Annotated in this window: 16 protein-coding genes; 8 read left to right on the forward strand and 8 right to left on the reverse strand. The window is 63.8% G+C overall.

Features of this window, described 5'->3' with window-relative positions; all coding sequences use genetic code 11:
• Positions 1 to 44: 44 nt before the first annotated feature.
• The 3 genes from V5F78_RS25095 to V5F78_RS25105 are packed head-to-tail and all read right to left on the reverse strand — an operon-like array spanning position 45 to position 5,510.
• Positions 45 to 3,314, reverse strand: a complete 3,270-nt coding sequence (locus tag V5F78_RS25095; RefSeq protein WP_509276872.1) for an error-prone DNA polymerase — start codon at positions 3,312 to 3,314, stop codon at positions 45 to 47.
• Entirely contained in the window at positions 3,311 to 4,834 is a 1,524-nt protein-coding gene (locus tag V5F78_RS25100; RefSeq protein WP_394071972.1) for a Y-family DNA polymerase, read from the reverse strand. The genes V5F78_RS25095 and V5F78_RS25100 overlap by 4 nt, the downstream gene beginning before the upstream one ends.
• Positions 4,749 to 5,510 carry an ImuA family protein gene (locus tag V5F78_RS25105; protein ID WP_394071973.1) on the reverse strand — a complete coding sequence of 254 codons (762 nt, stop codon included), beginning with the start codon at positions 5,508 to 5,510 and terminating at the stop codon, positions 4,749 to 4,751. The genes V5F78_RS25100 and V5F78_RS25105 overlap by 86 nt, the downstream gene beginning before the upstream one ends.
• Positions 5,511 to 5,667: 157 nt before the next feature.
• Here V5F78_RS25105 and V5F78_RS25110 point away from each other — a divergent pair, with 157 nt between their 5' ends.
• From V5F78_RS25110 to V5F78_RS25130, 5 genes are all read left to right on the forward strand, one after another.
• Positions 5,668 to 6,336, forward strand: a complete 669-nt coding sequence (locus V5F78_RS25110; RefSeq protein ID WP_394072057.1) for a DUF6088 family protein — start codon at positions 5,668 to 5,670, stop codon at positions 6,334 to 6,336.
• Positions 6,333 to 7,376 (forward strand): nucleotidyl transferase AbiEii/AbiGii toxin family protein, encoded by a 1,044-nt coding sequence (locus V5F78_RS25115; protein ID WP_394071974.1) that lies wholly within the window; start codon positions 6,333 to 6,335, stop codon positions 7,374 to 7,376. Before V5F78_RS25110 ends, V5F78_RS25115 begins: the two co-directional genes overlap by 4 nt.
• Before the next feature lie 12 nt (positions 7,377 to 7,388).
• Positions 7,389 to 8,489 carry a hypothetical protein gene (locus V5F78_RS25120; protein WP_394071975.1) on the forward strand — a complete coding sequence of 367 codons (1,101 nt, stop codon included), beginning with the start codon at positions 7,389 to 7,391 and terminating at the stop codon, positions 8,487 to 8,489.
• A gap of 152 nt (positions 8,490 to 8,641) precedes the next feature.
• Entirely contained in the window at positions 8,642 to 9,103 is a 462-nt protein-coding gene (locus V5F78_RS25125) for a nuclear transport factor 2 family protein (protein WP_394071976.1), read from the forward strand.
• Between the two features lie 19 nt (positions 9,104 to 9,122).
• On the forward strand, positions 9,123 to 9,719 hold the full coding sequence (locus V5F78_RS25130) for a TetR/AcrR family transcriptional regulator (RefSeq protein WP_394071977.1): 597 nt from the start codon (positions 9,123 to 9,125) through the stop codon (positions 9,717 to 9,719).
• Between the two features lie 12 nt (positions 9,720 to 9,731).
• Here V5F78_RS25130 and V5F78_RS25135 read toward each other — a convergent pair whose 3' ends face one another.
• From V5F78_RS25135 to V5F78_RS25155, 5 genes are all read right to left on the reverse strand, one after another.
• Positions 9,732 to 10,352, reverse strand: a complete 621-nt coding sequence (locus tag V5F78_RS25135) for a TetR/AcrR family transcriptional regulator (RefSeq protein ID WP_394071978.1) — start codon at positions 10,350 to 10,352, stop codon at positions 9,732 to 9,734.
• Between the two features lie 63 nt (positions 10,353 to 10,415).
• Positions 10,416 to 10,775 carry a hypothetical protein gene (locus tag V5F78_RS25140; protein ID WP_394071979.1) on the reverse strand — a complete coding sequence of 120 codons (360 nt, stop codon included), beginning with the start codon at positions 10,773 to 10,775 and terminating at the stop codon, positions 10,416 to 10,418.
• A gap of 171 nt (positions 10,776 to 10,946) precedes the next feature.
• Complete coding sequence (locus V5F78_RS25145) at positions 10,947 to 12,476, reverse strand: DHA2 family efflux MFS transporter permease subunit (RefSeq protein ID WP_394071980.1); 1,530 nt, start codon at positions 12,474 to 12,476, stop codon at positions 10,947 to 10,949.
• A gap of 3 nt (positions 12,477 to 12,479) precedes the next feature.
• Positions 12,480 to 13,706, reverse strand: coding sequence for an HlyD family secretion protein (locus V5F78_RS25150; RefSeq protein ID WP_394071981.1), 1,227 nt, complete (start codon positions 13,704 to 13,706; stop codon positions 12,480 to 12,482).
• Complete coding sequence (locus V5F78_RS25155) at positions 13,706 to 15,145, reverse strand: efflux transporter outer membrane subunit (protein WP_394071982.1); 1,440 nt, start codon at positions 15,143 to 15,145, stop codon at positions 13,706 to 13,708. Before V5F78_RS25155 ends, V5F78_RS25150 begins: the two co-directional genes overlap by 1 nt.
• Positions 15,146 to 15,313: 168 nt before the next feature.
• On the opposite strand from V5F78_RS25155, the gene V5F78_RS25160 reads away from it, so the two are divergent.
• From V5F78_RS25160 to V5F78_RS25170, 3 genes are all read left to right on the forward strand, one after another.
• Positions 15,314 to 15,952, forward strand: a complete 639-nt coding sequence (locus V5F78_RS25160) for a TetR/AcrR family transcriptional regulator (RefSeq protein ID WP_394071983.1) — start codon at positions 15,314 to 15,316, stop codon at positions 15,950 to 15,952.
• 71 nt (positions 15,953 to 16,023) lie between these two features.
• Positions 16,024 to 16,653 (forward strand): TetR/AcrR family transcriptional regulator C-terminal domain-containing protein, encoded by a 630-nt coding sequence (locus V5F78_RS25165; RefSeq protein WP_394071984.1) that lies wholly within the window; start codon positions 16,024 to 16,026, stop codon positions 16,651 to 16,653.
• On the forward strand, positions 16,650 to 17,723 hold the full coding sequence (locus V5F78_RS25170; protein WP_394071985.1) for a TetR/AcrR family transcriptional regulator C-terminal domain-containing protein: 1,074 nt from the start codon (positions 16,650 to 16,652) through the stop codon (positions 17,721 to 17,723). Before V5F78_RS25165 ends, V5F78_RS25170 begins: the two co-directional genes overlap by 4 nt.
• The last annotated feature ends 44 nt before the right edge of the window (positions 17,724 to 17,767 follow it).

Genomic DNA, 17,767 nt, shown 5'->3' on the forward strand with positions numbered 1-17,767 from the left:
TCTTGGACAATATTTCCTGTCCATGGCGCGTTATTGCCGGAGGTCTAACGAAAATCGCGCGTCTTCACGCGGATCTGGTCGATGTGGCCGTATGTATTGCCGAGGTTGCGCGGCTGCGGGCCTTTTGGCAGGCCGCGCGGATCGGGTGACGGGCTGCCGTGATGAAGCTCGTCGCCACGGCCATGCGGCAGCGGGAAGGCGTCATCGCGCTCGCCGATGGTGGCCAGTTCGCCCGAGAGATCGGACAGGTGGCGAGCCACGAGATGCACCACCTCCCCTTCCCGCTGAATCCGCCCTCGGACCGAAAGCATGCCGGCCGACAGCACGACGCGCCGGTACTGCTCGAAGACCTGCGGCCAGATCACGAGGTTGGCGATGCCGCTCTCATCCTCGATCGTGATGAACATGACGCCTTTGGCGCTGCCCGGCATCTGGCGGACCAGCACGAGGCCGGCCGCCTCGTGCCAGCGGCCGTCGCGCGCCGCCATCGCGTCGGCGCAGGTGACGACACGGCGACGGATCAGGTCGGCGCGCAGGAACGACAGCGGATGGGCGCGCAGCGTCAAGCCGACATGGCCATAATCCTCGACGACCTCGCCGCCGGCCTTCATCGGCCGCAGCGCGACAGCCGGCTCGTGGATCTCCGGCACGGTCCGCGCTTCCCGCGCCGCCGCGGCCGCGAAGAGCGGCAGCGGTTCGTCGCGCAGCGCCTTGATCGCCCACATCGCATCGCGTCGCGGAAGACCGAAGGCCGGGCGAAACGCGTCGGCGTCGGCCAAGTGAACGAGCGCCGCGGCCGGCACGGCGGCGCGGCGCCACAGATCGTCGACCGAGGAAAACGGCCGATCGCCGCGGGCGGTGATGATCTGCGCGGCGTCGCCATTGGCAAGGCTGCGCACCATGCGCAGTCCGAGGCGAACCGCGAAGCGATCTTCGTGCTCAGTCGGCTCCAGGGTGCAATCCCATCGGGATCGATTGACGTCGACGGGGCGCACCTCGACGCCGTGATCGCGCGCATCGCGCACGATCTGCGCCGGTGCGTAAAATCCCATCGGCTGTGCATTGAGCAGCGCCGCGCAGAAGACATCCGGATGCCAGCATTTCATCCAGGATGAGGCATAGGCCAGCAATGCGAATGAGGCGGCATGCGATTCCGGAAAGCCGTAGCTGCCAAAGCCCTCGAGCTGCGAGAACGTCTTCTCGGCGAATTCGCGATCGTAGCCGTTGGCGATCATGCCGTTGACGAGCTTGTCCTTGAAGGCCGAGACGCCGCCGGTGTGCTTGAACGTGGCCATGCTCCTGCGCAGCTGGTCGGCCTCGCCAGGCGTGAAGCCGGCCGCCGTGATGGCAATCCGCATCGCCTGTTCTTGAAAGAGCGGCACGCCGAGGGTCTTGCCGAGGACCGCCTCGAGCTCCGGCGTCGGATAGACGACATCCTCCTTGCCCTCGCGTCTGCGCAAGTACGGATGAACCATGTCGCCCTGGATCGGTCCCGGCCGCACGATCGCGACTTCGATGACGAGATCATAAAAGGTGCGCGGCTTCAGCCGCGGCAACATCGACATCTGCGCGCGCGATTCGATCTGGAACACCCCGAGTGTATCGGCGCGGCGGATCATCGCGTAAGTCCGCGGGTCCTCTGCGGGAATGGTCGCGAGATCGAGCGCGACGCCCTTCTGCACCGACAGAAGGTCGAAAGCGCGCTTCATGCAGGACAACATGCCGAGCGCGAGGCAATCCATCTTCATCATCCGCAAGGCGTCGACGTCGTCCTTGTCCCACTCGATGACCTGTCTGCCCGCCATCGCCGCAGGCTCGATCGGGACGAGATCGTCGAGCCTGTCGCGGGTCAGGACAAAACCGCCGGGATGCTGCGAGAGGTGACGCGGCGTGCCGATCAGCGCGCGCGCCAGCTCGAGCGCGAGGCGCAGGCGCCGGTCGCCGAGATTCATGTTGAGGTCGGCCGCGTGCTTGTCCTCGATGCCGGTCCGCGACCAGCCCCAGACCTGCCCGGACAGCATCTTGATCGTGTCCTCGGTCAGGCCCAGCGCCTTGCCGACGTCTCTCAGCGCCCCTTTCGATCTGTATCGGATGACCGTCGAACACAGGGCCGCCCGGTGACGTCCATAGGTTTCATAGACCCATTGGATGACCTCCTCCCTCCTCTCGTGCTCGAAATCCACGTCGATGTCGGGCGGCTCCTTGCGTTCGACGCTGACAAAGCGCTCGAACAGCAGGTCGTTGCGATCCGGGTCGATGGATGTGATGCCGAGCACGTAGCAGACGGCCGAATTGGCGGCCGAGCCGCGCCCCTGGCACAAGATGCCTTTCGATCGCGCGAAGCGGACGATCGCGTTGACGGTGAGAAAATACGGCGCATAATCGAGCGTGCGGATCAACGCGAGTTCATGCACGAGGATCTTGCGCACCTTGTCGGGCAGGCCTTCGGGATAACGCTCCGCAGCGCTCTCCCATGTGAATTTCTCCAGCGCCTCCTGCGGCGTGAGGTCCGGCATGCTGCGCTCTTCCGGATACTGATATTCGAGCTCGGAGAGCGAGAATGTGCAGCGCCTCGCGATCGCGACCGTGCGCGCGAGCGCCTCGGGATAACGCGCAAACAGGCGGTGCATTTCCTGCGGCGATTTGAGGAAGCGATCCGCATGTCTCTCCCGCCTGAAGCCGAGCGCGTCGATCGTCACGTTGTGACGGATCGCCGTCACGACATCCTGCATGACGCGGCGCTTCGGTTCGTGAAACAGCACGTCGTTGGTCACGACGGTCTCGACGCCCAGGGCGGTTGCGAGGTTCGCGAGCTCATGCAGTCTGAGCTGGTCGTTGGGCCTGCGCCGCAGCGTCAGCGCCAGATAGGCGCGGTCGCCGAAGGTCTCGCGCAGGCGGCGCAGCCGCTCGGCGCAGAGCGCGTCGGCGTCATCCGGGAGAAGGACGGCGATCAGGCCTTCGCTATAGGAAGAGACATCATCCCATTCGAGATGGCATTTCGCCTTGCCGGCGCGGCGCTTGCCTTCCGACAGCAGACGGCAGAGGCGCGCATAGGCCACGCGGTCGGTCGGATAGACGAGCATCGACATGCCGTCGGCAAGGTCGAGGCGGCAGCCGACAACTAGGCGCACACCCGTCACCTTGGCGGACTCATGGGCCCGCACGATGCCGGCCAGAGAATTGCGGTCGACGATGCCGAGCGCCTCGATGCCGAGCATCGCCGCCTGCGCGAATAGCTCCTCCGCACTGCTTGCTCCCCGCAGAAACGAGAAGTGCGAGGTCGCCTGCAGCTCGACATAGCGCGGGCCGTTCATCCGAAGAGCCCGTGCAGAAACCAGCGCTGCGAGCCGGTCTCGCCATGTTCGCCGTCGCCGGCGCGATAAATCCAGAAGCGTTCGCCAGCCTCGTCCTCTACCCGGAAGTAGTCCCGCACGGCGTCGAGCTCGGCGTCGCTGCGCCACCATTCCTCGAAGATCCGTTCGGGTCCGTCCGCGCACCGCACGCGCCGGCGCACGCCGCGCCAGACAAATGTCACGGGCGGATGATCGGGCAGGAGCGCCACGGTCTCGATCGGCTCGGGCGATGCGAGGAGGCGCACCGGCCGCGGCCACGATCCCGACCAGGACGTGCCGGCGTCGGGCGATGCCGGCGCCGCGCGCGCGAGCGAGCGTTCCGGCACGTCGCTCTGGACCGGAACGATGCGATAGAGACGGTCGCAGCCGATGCGATTGGACAGCGTGTCGATGAGATCACTGATGTCCGCCTCCGGGGGCGCCGCGAGATCGGAGATGGTCTGCTTCTCGCTCAGGGGCTCGGCGATCGTCGCGGCAAGCCGCATGAGCTCGATGCCGAAACCGGGATCAATGGTCTCGATCTTATCGGTGAGAAGCCGCGCCAGCCGCCTGGCGTCGCGCACCGGCACGGCGGTGCCGACGCGGACCGCGGCCATCCGCGCGTCGACACGGTGACAGAGAAGGTCGAGGCGCCGGGCGCCCTGCCCGCGCGCCTCGAGCAAGAGGCATAGCTCGCTCGCCAGCCGGGCGATATAACGGGCGATCGTCTCGGCTGCCGAGATCGGCTCCGCGAAGTGCCGCCGCACCTCGGCGATCTCGGCGGGACGGATCGGTTCGATCGGCTCGCCGAGGCGATGCATGGCTTGGTCGAGGCGGCGGCCGATGTCGGACCCGAAGCGCAACGCGAGCGGCGCGCGCGGGGTGCGTTCGAGGTCGCCGATATGTTCGAGACCGAGCCGGCGCAGGCTGTGGACGGTCGAGGCCGGCAACCGCAATGCCGCGATCGGCAGGGCGTTGATCGCACCGGCGCTTTCACCGGCAGGAACGACGAGCGTCGGCCGCGCGGCGAAACGCGCGAGCGCATGCGCCGCGCCCCAGGTGTCGGCCATCGCCGCGTGCGCGGAAAGGCCGGCCGTTTTCAGCCGCGCCACCATGTCGGCGAGCATGGCGGTCTCGCCGCCATGAAGATGGGCGGCTCCGGTCGCGTCAATGACGAGGCCATCCGGCGGATCTGCTGCAACAATCGGCGCGTAGCGACGCAGCGCCCAGAGCGCGAGCCGCTCGAGGGCGGCCAGGTCCGCATCGGGCTCGGCGTCGCGCATGACGAGATCCCGTACGAGCGCCTGCGCCTTGCTGGCGGCCATGCCGACGCGCAGACCCGCGCGCTGCGCGGCCGCGTCGGCGGCTACGACCTCGCGGCGGCGGCCCTCGCGGCCGACCAGGACGATCGGCGTCTCAGGCAGAGGCGCGGCGTCGCCCGACATCCTTCTGAGCCGGTCCGTGGGCCAGTTCGGAAGGAAGAGCGAGATGACCCTGGTCATCACACGCCTCCACAACAAAGTCCGCGCATTCTCCGGCGCGGTTGCGGATCAGTTCGAGCAGCCATCGCGGCCGCCCGACGCCAGGGACTGGCAAAGGGGCTGACGGCAGCGCAGAGACGCGCCAGCGCGTCGTCGCCGCGGTCGGCATCCCGAAATCCCCGGCTTCGGCCTGTCGCCGCCAGCGTCGGACCGCGAGCCCGATCACGCCGGAGCTCTCGGCCGCGAGCTGAAGCCTTCGCGAAGCGGTCATCGACAGCCGCGCCGTTTCCCCGACCACGGCCCCCAATCCCGAATGCCGCAGCCCTTCCTCGAAGCATGCCAGGAGGGACTTTTCATCGCCGCACTCGACATAGATCACGCGGCCGGGCGCGAGCCCGGCCTGCGCGAGCGCCGGCGCGAACAGATCGGGGCGCGTCATGCACCACAGCACCTGACCGCCGCTACGGGCGGCGACACCGGCTGCGAACAGCGCAGCTGCCGACCCATCGACGGCGCCGTTGCCGCCGCCGGCAATCTCATGCAGTGCGCCACGGACGAGACCTCCCTCCGAAAGAACCCCGTCAATGGCCGCCAGGCCGAACGGCAGGATCGGCCGCCCGTGCGTCGGCCTGCCCTCAAGGCGCGCAATGCGCGTCCGGAGCTCGGACACGACGGATTGGGGGGCGGACGTACTCATGTCCCTTGCAGCGCTCTCCACATTGGGTATGTTCTAGTTTTGTTCTCATTCTGGCGGAGAGTCAATCGCAGTCCCGGCGGGGACCGAAATGTCCGAAGAATGCAGCATCTTTCGGACGCCGCTTGCCATTGTCCGAAATTTGTATCATATTTCGGACATGCTTGATCAACCAGTCCACGATCTTCGGCCCCGACTTCTCACCCGCATCGATTCGACGCCGGGGGAGGTCTGGACTCCCGGCGATTTCGCCGATCTCGGGGGTCGAGCGGCCGTCGACAAGACGCTGCAACGTCTCGTCGCCGCGGGCGATTTACGCCGGATTGATCGCGGGCTTTATGACCGGCCGCGAAAAAGCAACCTTACCGGCAAGCTGATGGTCCCCGACTATCGCGCCGTCATCAGAGCCGTGACACGCCGGGACCAGGCCCGGGTCGTGATCGACGGCATGACCGCCGCCAATGATCTCGGGCTCACGACGGCCGTGCCAGCGCGCATCGAGGTGCTGATCGACGCCCGCCTGAAGCCGATCAAGCTTGGCAAGCAGATTATCCATTTCAAGGCGGCCGCGCCAAGCCGTCTTTATTGGGCAGGACGTCCCGGCATGCGCGTTGTCCAGGCGCTGTATTGGCTGCAGGATACGCTGACAGCGGAGAATGATCGGCGGACTGTCGAGAACCTCCTGCGCAGGATTTTTGCCGATCAGGGGCATGGAAAAGAGACTCGCGACGATCTTCGTGCAGGCCTCTCGGCCATGCCGATCTGGATGCAGGATTTTCTGAGGCCCCTGCTCGATCTTGACCATCCCACGCAGGAGAATCGCTCGTGACCAGCGCGGCCTATAAGGAGGTTATCTCCGCCGACCCGGCCGAGAAGCTCGACCTGTTCCTGACCACCGCAAATCGCCTTGGCGCGCCGATAGGGAACATCGAGAAGGATTTTTGGGTCTGCTGGACCCTTAACGCTCTCTATCACGAGCGCGCCGCCGGCGGTCCGCGCCTTCTGTTCAAGGGCGGCACGTCGCTGTCGAAGGCGTATGGACTGATCGAGCGCTTTTCGGAAGACATCGACGTCACGGTGTTTCGTGACGATCTCGAGGAGCCGGCTTCCGTCGAGGAGCTCGAAGGGCTGTCCAACAAGAAGCGCCGAGCGCGACTGGACGCTATTCGAGATGCCTGCCGCGGCTACATCACCGGTCCGCTCCGCGAGTTCCTGACAGAACACCTCGCCGACGCGACGGGTGGAAAAGGCCGCGTCGAAATAGATGAGGCCGATTTCGACGGACAGACCCTTCTGATCTGGTATCCCGAGGTCGAGCCGCGCGACGCGGCCTATGTGCGACCGGCGGTGCGCATCGAATCGGGAGCGAAGTCCGCCCTTGATCCGAACGGTCCCGCCGACATCCGCCCCTACATCGCCGATGATCTGGCGGGGCTCGCACTCACGGTCCCGAACGTCACCACGATCGACGCGGAGCGCACCTTTTGGGACAAGGTCGTGATCGCGCACGGCCTGCGGCGCTGGTTCGAGCGGCGTGGCGAGCTGCGCCAGGAAGGCCAGCGCATCTCGCGGCACTTTTACGATCTGCATTGCCTGTTCAGCTCCGATGTCGGCAAGGCGGCGCTGTCGGATGCAGCGCTGGGCGCCGACTGCGTCCGTCACGCCCTGATGTTTTTCAACCGGCCCGACTACGATCTTGCTTCCGCGGCGACCGGCTCGTTCGCGCTTATGCCGACGGCGGCGATGATCGCGCCGCTCGGGCGCGATTATGCGAACATGACATCGATGATCTTCGGCGAGGCCCCTCGGTTCGAGCAAATTCTGGCATCGATGGAGGAGATCGAACGCGCGGCGAACAGAGAGCGATGACAGGAGCAAGTCATGCATGAAGCTCCGGAACATATCCCAGCGCGACTGCCCGGCGCCGCCACGATCGAGGCGGTCCTCGCGCGCCTGCCATCCGGCGCTGATGAGGCCGCGCTGGCTGCGGCGCTCACAGAGGCGTTTCCGGGGTTTCCGTTTTCGGCGGCCAGCATCGATGACCAGTATTGGCGCGACACGCGGTCCGTGCTGGCCGCCGACGGAAAGCGGATTGCGGATTTCCGGCGCTGGATCGAGACGGAGCTCGTCAAGGATCATGACGATATCGGCGCGCTCTGGACCCGGTTGCGCGAGAGCGACCTGCAAATTTCGGAATGGCACGGCAACACTGTCTATGCCTTTGCGCCGACCGGATCGGGCGCGGCGGATTATGTGCAAGTCCGTCTCGGCCGTGAAGTCGAATGGCGCGCCGGGCCGATCGTCAATCCAACGTACCGCCCCTGGGGCAAGGACGAGTTGCTCGATCCGTCTTGGATCACGCACGACGATATATCTGACGACAGATTGCTCGCAGGGCCGCTCTATCGGATGCTGGGGCGAGCAGGCAGCAGCGTCGTTCATGTCCGCAGCTTCCTCGCGCGGCGCGCCCGGCTCGAGCGTGAGAAACGCGAGACGCAGCGGCCGGAGATGGAACGGCGTATGGTGCGGAAAGTGACGCGCGACACAAGCTGCGAGACGCCGTTCCTTAAATTGGTGCCGGATTGGTTCGACTATGTTCCCCGTGAGAACCGCTTCTTCCAGGACTGGGAGGAATCGACCGCCTCGGTCGAGCGCGTCTACGCACACTGGGCGCTCGACATCCACGACTATGACGACAAAGGTGTGCGCGAGGTCGGATTCGTGACGCGGCCACTGCATCTGCCGAAGGAGAAGCTCAGCGCTGGCGAGGCTTCGGTTCACATTTTGATGGATCGCGTCGAAGCGATCGACCGTGAAGTCGGCGTTCCGTTCGGTTGGTTCTTTCTGATGACGCACGGCAATCGCGTTGACCCCGAGGTCGGTCACGCGATTGCTCATGGCCTGCGCGATCAGCGCGTGACGCTGCCTGAACGCGATGCCCGTGTTCTCTTGCGCTGGGCCGAGCGGCCTTACGGATTTTAGCGATCTCACGATTGCAGTATCTGCCGGCGCCGCCTTCGCGATGGAGCGGCGCGAGGGCTGGACGAAGTGCCTCGTGGAACCGTGACTTCTCTCTGGCTCTTCTAAACCGATCGGTCTATGATAGACTATTCGGTTTAGAAGGAACGCCTATAATGAATGCTCTCATTCCGCCTTTTTCGATGCAGACGGCCAGGGCGAAAGTCCGCGTGGCGGAGGATGGCTGGAACAGTCGTGATCCCCAGAAGGTCGCGCTCGTTTACACAGAGGACAGCCGCTGGCGAAACCGCGCCGACTTTCCGGTTGGCCGCCAGGAAATCATTGCGTTCCTGACTCGCAAATGGGCAAAGGAGCTGGACTACCGTCTGATCAAGGAGCTGTGGGCATTCACCGACAATCGCATTGCCGTTCGTTTCGCCTACGAGTGGCATGACGACAGCGGCAATTGGTTTCGGTCCTACGGCAACGAGAACTGGGAGTTCAATGCCGATGGTCTGATGCAGCGCCGGTTTGCATCGATCAACGACATGCCGATCGAAGAACATGATCGAAAATTCCACTGGCGGCTCGGCCGTCGACCGGACGATCATCCGGGCTTGAGCGATCTCGGCCTGTGACCGAGAGGGATCGCGCATCATGCCCCGAACGATTTACCAGAAGTCGGATGTGATCCCTCTGATAGCCGAGATCTTCCGCGAACTCGGCTATGAGGGAACGTCGTTCGGGACCATTACCGAGCGGACGGGCATCAGCAAGGGCAGCCTCTATCATTTCTTCCCGGGCGGGAAGGAGGAGATGGCGGCTGAGGTCCTGGCGGAGATCGAGCATTGGTTCATCGACAAGGTCTATGAACCGCTCGAGCGGGACGACCCTGTCGACGCCATCGAACGAATGTGGAAGTCGGTCGACGGCTATTTCCGGTCCGGCCGCCGCGTCTGTCTGGTGGGCGCCTTTGCGCTGGATGCGACGAGGGATCGTTTCGCGGCCACCATTGGTGAGTATTTCGAGCGATGGCTTTGCGCGCTCGCAAATTGCCTGCGCAGAGCCGGCTTTTCGCGGCTGGAAGCCAAGAGTCTGGCTGAAGAGATTGTCCTTGGCATTCAAGGCGCCCTCGTTCTCGCCCGCGCTCTCGATGATCATGTCGTCTTTAGCCGGACGCTCAAGCGTCTGAGCGGGAGCATCACCGCTGTGATGCGGCAACAGCAGCGCGCTGGCATCGTTCCCGGCGCGTAAGCGGGAACGGGATCAGCCAGAGCGTGCAGGGTAGATGGCAAAAAACGCACTTAAAGCCACGTCTACTTGACGCTCGATCTCCCGTCGGTTCGGCGTCTCTGCAGCGCCGAGGAGGAGGTCATGCAGCAGTTGACCCTGGCAAAGTGCGAGAAATTGTTGCGCGGCAAGATTCACGTCGGCGATGGCCGTCAGCGCGCCGGCTTTGGCCGCATCCGCGAGATAGCCTGACAGCATTTGACGGGCGTTCCGCGGCCCTGCATCCATGAAGCGCCGGCCGATCTCAGGAAACCGCCGGCGTTCGTGAATAACGCTCCGGTAGATGGCCAGGACGGTCGCGTCGGTGAACATCGCGACATAGCCGCAGCCGATACTGCGCAGTGTGGCTTTAACGTCGCCGGCAGGCTCGGCAAATGAGAAGGTGATAGCGACCCGCCGAGCGATTTCCGCGGTTATTGACTCGGCAAAGAGTTCATCCTTACTCCCGAAGTACACGTAGAGCGTACCCTTGGAGCATCCGACCGCATCAGAGATCTGATCCATCGACGCCTCGGCGAATCCGCGGTCAAGGAACTCCTCCCCTGCACGCTCGAGGATAAGCGCCCGACGCTCTAGGGATTTGCCCCAGCGGCTCATCCCCAGCACCTACCTGCTACCTCGCGCGATGCATGCCGTCTCATTGAAGCGAGCAGCCATGACTCATGACGATCGAGTGGCGGTCGCTTCCTCGCCGAGCTTGTTGAGCTCGTGAAAAATTGCGATCGTCTGGTTGGCGCCCCACAGCATTTGCAGGCGGACGACGTCCTGAAGGCTTTTTGCCTCGACAAGACGGTTGAGGTGGTCGCGGTTGGCGGTCATTCCGGCCAGGCCCGCGCGGAATGCCCGATCGGCACGACCTCGCAGCACATTGCTGGCTTGCGCATGGGCCTCGAATACGGCGCGCGATGCCTCCAGCGTCGCCTGGTTGGTCTCCTTCAATTGCTGGGCTGCGGCGTCGACGGTCGTGCGGACATTTCCTAAGAACAGGTCGGAGGAAGTCTGTTGTTGTTGTTGTTCCATGGGACTCTCCTAAGGACGGCGGTGCTCGCCGGCGGGGCTGGGTTGGGGCAGGATTGAAGGGCGTTGGGGACAGGAGCGTTGAACACCTGCAGCCGGACGCGCCGCCGCTTCGACGGTTGGTGCAATGGATTGAAGGCGCATGACAGGTCCTTTCATTCCGAGGACGGGTTGTCAGTGTGCGGCTTGCTTCAGCGGACCTTTCGGCCTTTTCGCGAGCCAGATGAGCGCGGCGAAGACGAGGATCAGAACAGTGGCCCACTCGTAGAACGAGTTCGTCGCGAGCATCACCGCTTGGCCGTCGACGGCCTTTGAGAACAGAGGCAGCGCCGCGGACGGCGGCAGGTTGGCCGGCAACTGGAATCGGGTGGTCGGATCAATGATCGCAACCAGGTCGGCGCGGCTCGCCTTGGTCGCGTGCTCCCAATAGGTTTGGGTCACCGAGGTCCCGATCGCCATCGACAGCACCCGCATGAAGTTCTGCAAGCCCGAGCCGCTGGCGACCTTCTCCGGAGGGAGGTCGGAGACGCCGAGCGACGTCAAGGTGATCAGGCAGGCGGGGACGCCGGCCCCGAGCACGAACATCGGCCATGCGACATGTGCAAAGTCGGCCTGTGTCGTGAGGTGGAAGCGCATATAGAAGGAGATTGCCAGGACGCCCATCCCATAGGTGACGATCAGGCGCGGATCGATCTTGGTCAGCAGGCGACCGACAATCGGCGCGGTCGCGACGGCAAGGATGCCCATCGGCGCCGTGGCAAACCCCGCCCATGTCGCCGTGTAACCCATCATCTGCTGCAGCCAGAGGGGCGTCAGCACGATGTTGCCGAAGAACACACCGAACATCAGGCTGAGGGTGAGCGTGGAAATCAGCCAGTTGCGCGACAGAAAGACCGATAGATCGAGCACCGGCGCATCGTCTGTGAGCTCCCAAATCACCAGAAGGACTACGGCGATGAAGGCGATCACCGCCAACGTGTTGATGAACGGTGACTCGAACCAGTCGAGATCGCGCCCCTTGTCGAGCATGACCTGGAACGCGGAGACGAACACGACCAGCAACAAGAGACCCACCACATCGATCCTCGACCGCTCGATCGGAGTCTCCCGATTGCGCAGCAACATCCAGGTCAGCCCACCGACCACCATGCAGAAGAAGATGTTGATGTAGAAAATCCAGCCCCAATAGTAGTTGTCCGAGATGTAGCCGCCGAGGATGGGGCCGAAGATCGGTGCGACCACGGTCGTCATGCCCCACAGAGCAATGGCGACGTTCGATCGTGCCTGCGGGAAGATCGAGATCATCAAGGTCGCGGAGAGCGGAATCAGCGGGCCGCCGCCAAGGCCTTGCAGCACACGGAAGAAGACCAGCATGCCGAGCGAGGTTGACAAGCCGCAGAGCACCGACGCCATCACAAAGGCGATGACGCTGAAGAGGAAGACCCTAACCTCGCCGAACTGTCGGGAGAGCCAGCCGGTCAAGGGAATGGTGATCGCCTCGGCCACGGCATAGGCTGTGATGATCCAGGTGCCTTCGTTCGTGGAGACGCCGAGATTTCCCGAGATCGTGGGCATGGCGACGTTCGAGATGGTTGTGTCGAGCACGACCACGAAGTTGCCGAGCGACAAGGCAAGGCAGCCCAAGATCAGCGGCAGCCCTGTCAGCGGCGGGTAGCCCGAGCCGTGTTGAGCATCGTCCGACATGGCTCAATGTTCCGACGTATCGACGGTGACGGTCATCGAGAGCCCAACCCGAAGCGGATGCTGTTCGAGCTCCTTGGGGTCGAACGAAATGCGTGTCGGTAGTCGCTGAACGACCTTGATCCAGTTGCCGGTTGCGTTCTGAGCAGGGATCGCGGCGAAAGCGGCGCCGGAGCCGCCGGCAAAGCCCACGACGTGGCCGTGATAAACGACTTTCGATCCATAAATGTCGGCGGTAAGCGTGGCAGGCTGGCCCGGACGCACGTCGCGCAGCTGCCCTTCCTTGAAGTTGGCGTCGACATACATGGCTTTGATCGGGACCACCACCATCACCGGAACGCCTGGCTGGACTCTCTGGCCCACCTCGACCCTACGCTGATCGACCACCCCCGCGACGGGCGCGTGGATCACGGTGCGGTCGAGATCGAGCTTGGCAGCGTCCAGCTTCGCCTGTGCCGCCATGACCTCCGGATTTGTTTCAACCGTCGTGCCCTCGAACAGCGCGCGGTTAGCGTCGCGGGCGCCGACCGCCGCGTCGACGGCGGCCTCCGCGGCGGTGACTTTGGCCTTCGCTTCCGCAACCGCGGCCTCTGCGGTCCGCTGCAAAGTCACGGCGTCGCTCAGTTCCTGCGCGGAAACCGCGCCTGGACCCGCCAACGCCTTTCGACGCTTGGTGTCGAGATTGGCCTTGTCGAGGTTGGCCTCCGCCCGCATCAAATTGGCGCGCGCGGTTTCTATGTCAGCTTGCTGCATGCCCACTTGGCCGCTCAGCCTGACATCATTGGCGATCACCTGACGCACTTTGCGCCGTGCGGATTCCAGAGCGGCGGTCGCCTGATTGACGGCGATCTTTTGGTCTGTGTCATCGAGAACGACCAGCACCTGGCCCGCCTCGACCGTCTGGGTGTTGACGACGTTAACAGCCTTCACCGGGCCGCCGGTCAGCGGCGTGACCTGAGAAATTTCGACATTGGTGTAGGCATTGTCCGTCTCCTCGGTCGCTGCGGCGAAGAAGGCCGACCAGATCCACCATGCGAGGCCAACCACGACGAGGATGATGACGAAGCCGATGATGAGCCGCTTGCGGAGCGAAGCCTTCTTCGGATCGCGCGCGGGCTGTGCTGCATCATTGGCGGAGTGCGCCTCGGCGTTGGTAGGTTTCGCCTCGTCCTTGGCCGGCTGGGCAGCTTCGTGGGAGGCCTGTGCCGCCTGAGGGGCAGTCTCTTCTGTCATCATTGGGTCCTTTCGGTCGGAATCGTGCCGCGGAAACCGCCGCCAAGGGCCCTGGCCAATGCGATGTCGAGCTGGTAGCCGCGGAGCCGGAGGGATGCCGCCTCTTCCCGCGCGGTGATCAGTGCGTTTTCGGTAAGCAGCACGGAATCGTAATCGGCGAGACCGCCTTTGTAGCGGAGCTTGGTGAGGTCGTAGGCGTTCTGCGCCTTCGCCTCGGCCGCGTTCGCGGCGGCGCTGCGGCCACGCAACGCCTTCAACGAGGCCACCGCGTCCGCTGCTGCGTGGAGAGACTGCAGCAACACGTCTCGATAGCTGGCGACGGCGAGATCATATTCGGCGCGTGCACCGCGATAGCCGGCCTCGAGGCGGCCGCCGTCGAAGATCGGCAGACTGATGGCAGGTCCGGCGGAGACCAGCACGGAGCGATCCTGGAACAGCTTGTCCAGCCCCATCGAGACGACGCCGGCCACGGCCATCAGGTTGACGTTCGGATAGTAGGCGGCCGTCGCCTGGTGGATCCGCTGTGCGGCCGCCTCGGCGCGCCAGCGCGCTGCGACCAGCTCGGGCTTTCGGCCGACCAGTTCGAGCGGCAGGTTGGTCGGAAGTCCGGGATTGCGCCGCCTGATCAGGGTGGGCCTCTTGAGACCATCGCCGCGATCAGGACCCGCGCCTAGGAGCGCGGCGATCATGTGCCGGGTCAGCACGATGGACTCGTCGACCGATCGTAATTGCGCAGTGGCCGCGTCGACCGCTGAGTCAGCCTGGTCGACCGCCTGCCTCTGCCCCGTGCCGGTCTGGAGGCGTAACGCCGCCAGATCACGCGTTTCTTTGCGCATGCGCACGGCTGAAGCCGCGAGATCTCGCATGACTTGCAGACGCGCGAAATCGACATAAGCCGAGGCGACCTGCGACGCCAGAATGAGTTGCGCGCCGGCGGCATCTGCCTTGGTCGCCATGGCCTGCGAGGTCGCCGCCTCGAGACCGGCGCGGTTCTTACCCCAGAAGTCGATCTCGAAACTTCCGGTTACGAGCGCCGCGCCCAGCCAGTGAAAATCGCCATCCGAGGGCAGGCCGAGATTCTGTGTGATGCGGCTGTCGCGGACGGTTCCCATCGCCCCGATGTTCGGCAGCAGCGCGGCCTGTGCGTTGATCGCCTGGGCTTTGGCAAGCTCCACGCGCGCAACTGCCTCCGACATCGTCGGGGAGTTCGCGACCGCCTCGTAGATCAGTTGATCGAGCTGCGGATCGCTGAAGGCACGCCACCAGGTATCAGCGGGCCAAGGCTGGTTGCCGGGGGGCAGGCTTTTTGCGGTTTGGAATTGCGTTGCGGTCGCGATGAGCGGCTGAGGACCGAGATCGGGCGCGCAGGCCGCGAGGGTGAGCCCGCAGCACGCGATACAGAGCGCGATTGCGCTTGGCTTCGCAGACCAGCAATTCATGGCGAGAATTATTCCACCCCCGTGACCAACCAGCCGATCGACCGGAGTTCCAAAGGGCACGACCGAACGGTTCGGTCGGCACCATGGACTCGACCGAACCGTTCAGTCAAGATTGTTTTGTGCTAGATTCACCGCTACGTTAAGAATTCGACGATCGAGGATGTTGAAATGCTGACCGTAACTGTAGACCCCGATAGGCCGGTGGAGAGCGACAAGCGCTCTCACATCATAAGAACCGCTGGAAAACTCTTCCTCGACCGCGGCTTCGCCGGCACATCGATGGGAGACATCGCCGCTGCCGGCGCGGGCGCCAAGGGGACGATCTATGGCTACTTCCGGAGCAAGGAAGAGCTGTTCATGGCGTTCATGACGCAGGAAATACAGGCTCGGGCGAGCATGACCTTCGATCCGCTCCAGGAGGCCGATGGCGTCAGGAAAACGCTGACCGATCTCGGCCGCCGCTATATCCGTCTCATAACCGATCCGACTGCTTCAGCGTTGCTTCGGGTCGTCATCCACGAGGCCCTCCATTTCCCGGAGATCGGTCGAATGTTCAACGACGCCGGTCCTAAAGCCGCAAAGCACCGGCTGGCCGATTACTTCAAGATTTGCATCGAGCAGGGCAAGCTCAAGATCGACGACGTGCCGATGGCGGTCGAGCAATTCCTCTTCTTGTGCCAGGCTCGGATCATGCAGGATTTTCTGTTCGGACTTCGTGGCGCGCCCGCGGATCGCGAAATCAACAAGAGCGTTAAGGCCGCCGTCTCAACCTTTCTCGCGGCCTTCGCGACAGATCGTTGCGACTGATCGCTGGACGTCCAAGCCACTTTGTCGCGACGATGTTGCACCAAGACGACATGGTGAGCCGGGGAGGAGACATGACCGAACCGAACGGCGAAGCAAGGCATAGCGGGCACGCGAGCGCAGAGGCCGCGCTCGAGGCGATCGGCCGTCATCTCGACGGGGATCAGACGTTTCTTTCCGGAATCGATCCGCTTCTCGATCGAGCCGGATATTCACAACATGATGTCCTTGCGATGTTCGGGACCGTCGACGAACTTCTCGTAGCATTAGCGAGGCATTACGCGGATCAGCTCTCTGCCCCGCTGATACGACGCGATCTCAATGACGTCGCTATCGTGCGCGACAGCCTTGTTCACTTTGGCATCAGAGCCAGGAAGGAATATGCGGCGACGCTCGTCGGGCTTGTCCGTCTAATCATCGCCGAGGGCGCACGAAGCAAAGACCTCCGGGATCGCATCTATGCGGCCGGGCCGGGCTGCGTTTCGAGCAAACTGTGCGCGTTTCTCGCCGCGGCGAAGGACGCAGGCGTTCTGGATCTCCTTGATGCCTCGCTGGCAACCGAACAACTGATGGGAGTCCTAAGAGAGCCGCTGTACCAAGCGCTGCTGCTTCACCCCATGGATGAGGCGGCCGCCGACCGCGAGGATGCCGCAACGGCGGCCGTCGATCTCTTCCTCGACGGGTGTACGCGGAGGTCATCGTGACGACGAAGGAAGAGAACGGGGGCCACCGCGAAGAATGGTTCCGACGGAAGGAGCGCAGCCGGGCCATTGGTCAGAAAGTGGTGCCGGGCGTTCCGCCCGATCTCGCCAACAGTATCGACGACAATGGATCGCTGGTGACCGTGCCGCCGGCAGACTGGATCATCTGTTTCGTCCCCGGGCTCCAGGCGCAATGGTGGCACCGCTTCGTGCTCTCCAAGCACAAGCATGTCTTCGCCATGCGACCAACCAGCAGTGGAAGCTGGATCCTCGTGGAGCCCTGGTGGACGCGCCTGATGGTCACGGTGCTGCCGCCGGCCGATGCCGTGAGATACCTGCGATGGGGCGCCATGGGAAACATCCTCAGGGTTCGAGAGAATGTGCCGGGACGTGCGAGCCAACTCCGTGGTTGGTTCAACTGCGCGGTTCTCACCGCCTTCATCCTCGGCCGTCGCACTTGGACGTGGACGCCACACGGTCTGTTTCGTCGATTACTGAAGGAAGACGGGACGCGATCAGAGGAAGTCCAGAACCTTCTTGTCGAGCAGTTTTCCAGGGTCGTGAAGCAGCACTCCAGCAGCGCGCTTGCGATCGGCGCTGACCAGGCGTCAATGTCGTTCGAGGAGCTCCTGACCATCATTGCGCGCAACATGATCGAGGCGATGCTGACGCCTTCGATTCTTGAAATCTACTATACGGCCGTTCTGGAGGCAGATCGCTATCCCGATGCGACTCGCGTCTATGCGCGAGAGGGCCCGGATCGAGCTGTCGCCGTGCTAACACGCATGTTCAATAAGGCGACGAAGGATCGCGAGATCGAACTGTCTGATTGCGGGACGGCCGCTCACCGGTTCCTCGCGATGTTGCACGGTGACATCCGTCTGCAGGCCCTTTTGCAAATCGGGAAGCTACCGACGCCATCGGAGATGGACCTTCGCGCGCGCGCGACGGTGAGGACGTTTCTCAACGGCGTGAGAGCCGATAGCAGCCGCTCAGAGCGAAAAGCAGTTCTGGAAGCTCAACGATCCGACGAAGCTCATCCCGGCGGCGCTCGTGAACAGGTGCCTCGATGAGGCAGGTGACACGCTGGCGAATACGGCCCGGGTAGAGAGAATCC

Source organism: Roseixanthobacter glucoisosaccharinicivorans, assembly GCF_043195095.2.
GTDB lineage: Bacteria > Pseudomonadota > Alphaproteobacteria > Rhizobiales > Xanthobacteraceae > NCEH01.

Bases quoted from the DNA above. Each gene is read 5' to 3' on its own strand.
- V5F78_RS25110 (WP_394072057.1), top strand. From the start codon at position 5,668: ATGCTTGATCAACCAGTCCACGATCTTCGGCCCCGACTTCTCACCCGC.
- V5F78_RS25125 (WP_394071976.1), top strand. From the start codon at position 8,642: ATGAATGCTCTCATTCCGCCTTTTTCGATGCAGACGGCCAGGGCGAAA.
- V5F78_RS25120 (WP_394071975.1), top strand. From the start codon at position 7,389: ATGCATGAAGCTCCGGAACATATCCCAGCGCGACTGCCCGGCGCCGCC.
- V5F78_RS25135 (WP_394071978.1), bottom strand. From the start codon at position 10,352: ATGAGCCGCTGGGGCAAATCCCTAGAGCGTCGGGCGCTTATCCTCGAG.
- V5F78_RS25100 (WP_394071972.1), bottom strand. From the start codon at position 4,834: ATGACCAGGGTCATCTCGCTCTTCCTTCCGAACTGGCCCACGGACCGG.
- V5F78_RS25095 (WP_509276872.1), bottom strand. From the start codon at position 3,314: ATGAACGGCCCGCGCTATGTCGAGCTGCAGGCGACCTCGCACTTCTCG.
- V5F78_RS25130 (WP_394071977.1), top strand. From the start codon at position 9,123: ATGCCCCGAACGATTTACCAGAAGTCGGATGTGATCCCTCTGATAGCC.
- V5F78_RS25145 (WP_394071980.1), bottom strand. From the start codon at position 12,476: ATGTCGGACGATGCTCAACACGGCTCGGGCTACCCGCCGCTGACAGGG.
- V5F78_RS25105 (WP_394071973.1), bottom strand. From the start codon at position 5,510: ATGAGTACGTCCGCCCCCCAATCCGTCGTGTCCGAGCTCCGGACGCGC.
- V5F78_RS25155 (WP_394071982.1), bottom strand. From the start codon at position 15,145: ATGAATTGCTGGTCTGCGAAGCCAAGCGCAATCGCGCTCTGTATCGCG.
- V5F78_RS25140 (WP_394071979.1), bottom strand. From the start codon at position 10,775: ATGGAACAACAACAACAACAGACTTCCTCCGACCTGTTCTTAGGAAAT.
- V5F78_RS25150 (WP_394071981.1), bottom strand. From the start codon at position 13,706: ATGACAGAAGAGACTGCCCCTCAGGCGGCACAGGCCTCCCACGAAGCT.
- V5F78_RS25160 (WP_394071983.1), top strand. From the start codon at position 15,314: ATGCTGACCGTAACTGTAGACCCCGATAGGCCGGTGGAGAGCGACAAG.
- V5F78_RS25165 (WP_394071984.1), top strand. From the start codon at position 16,024: ATGACCGAACCGAACGGCGAAGCAAGGCATAGCGGGCACGCGAGCGCA.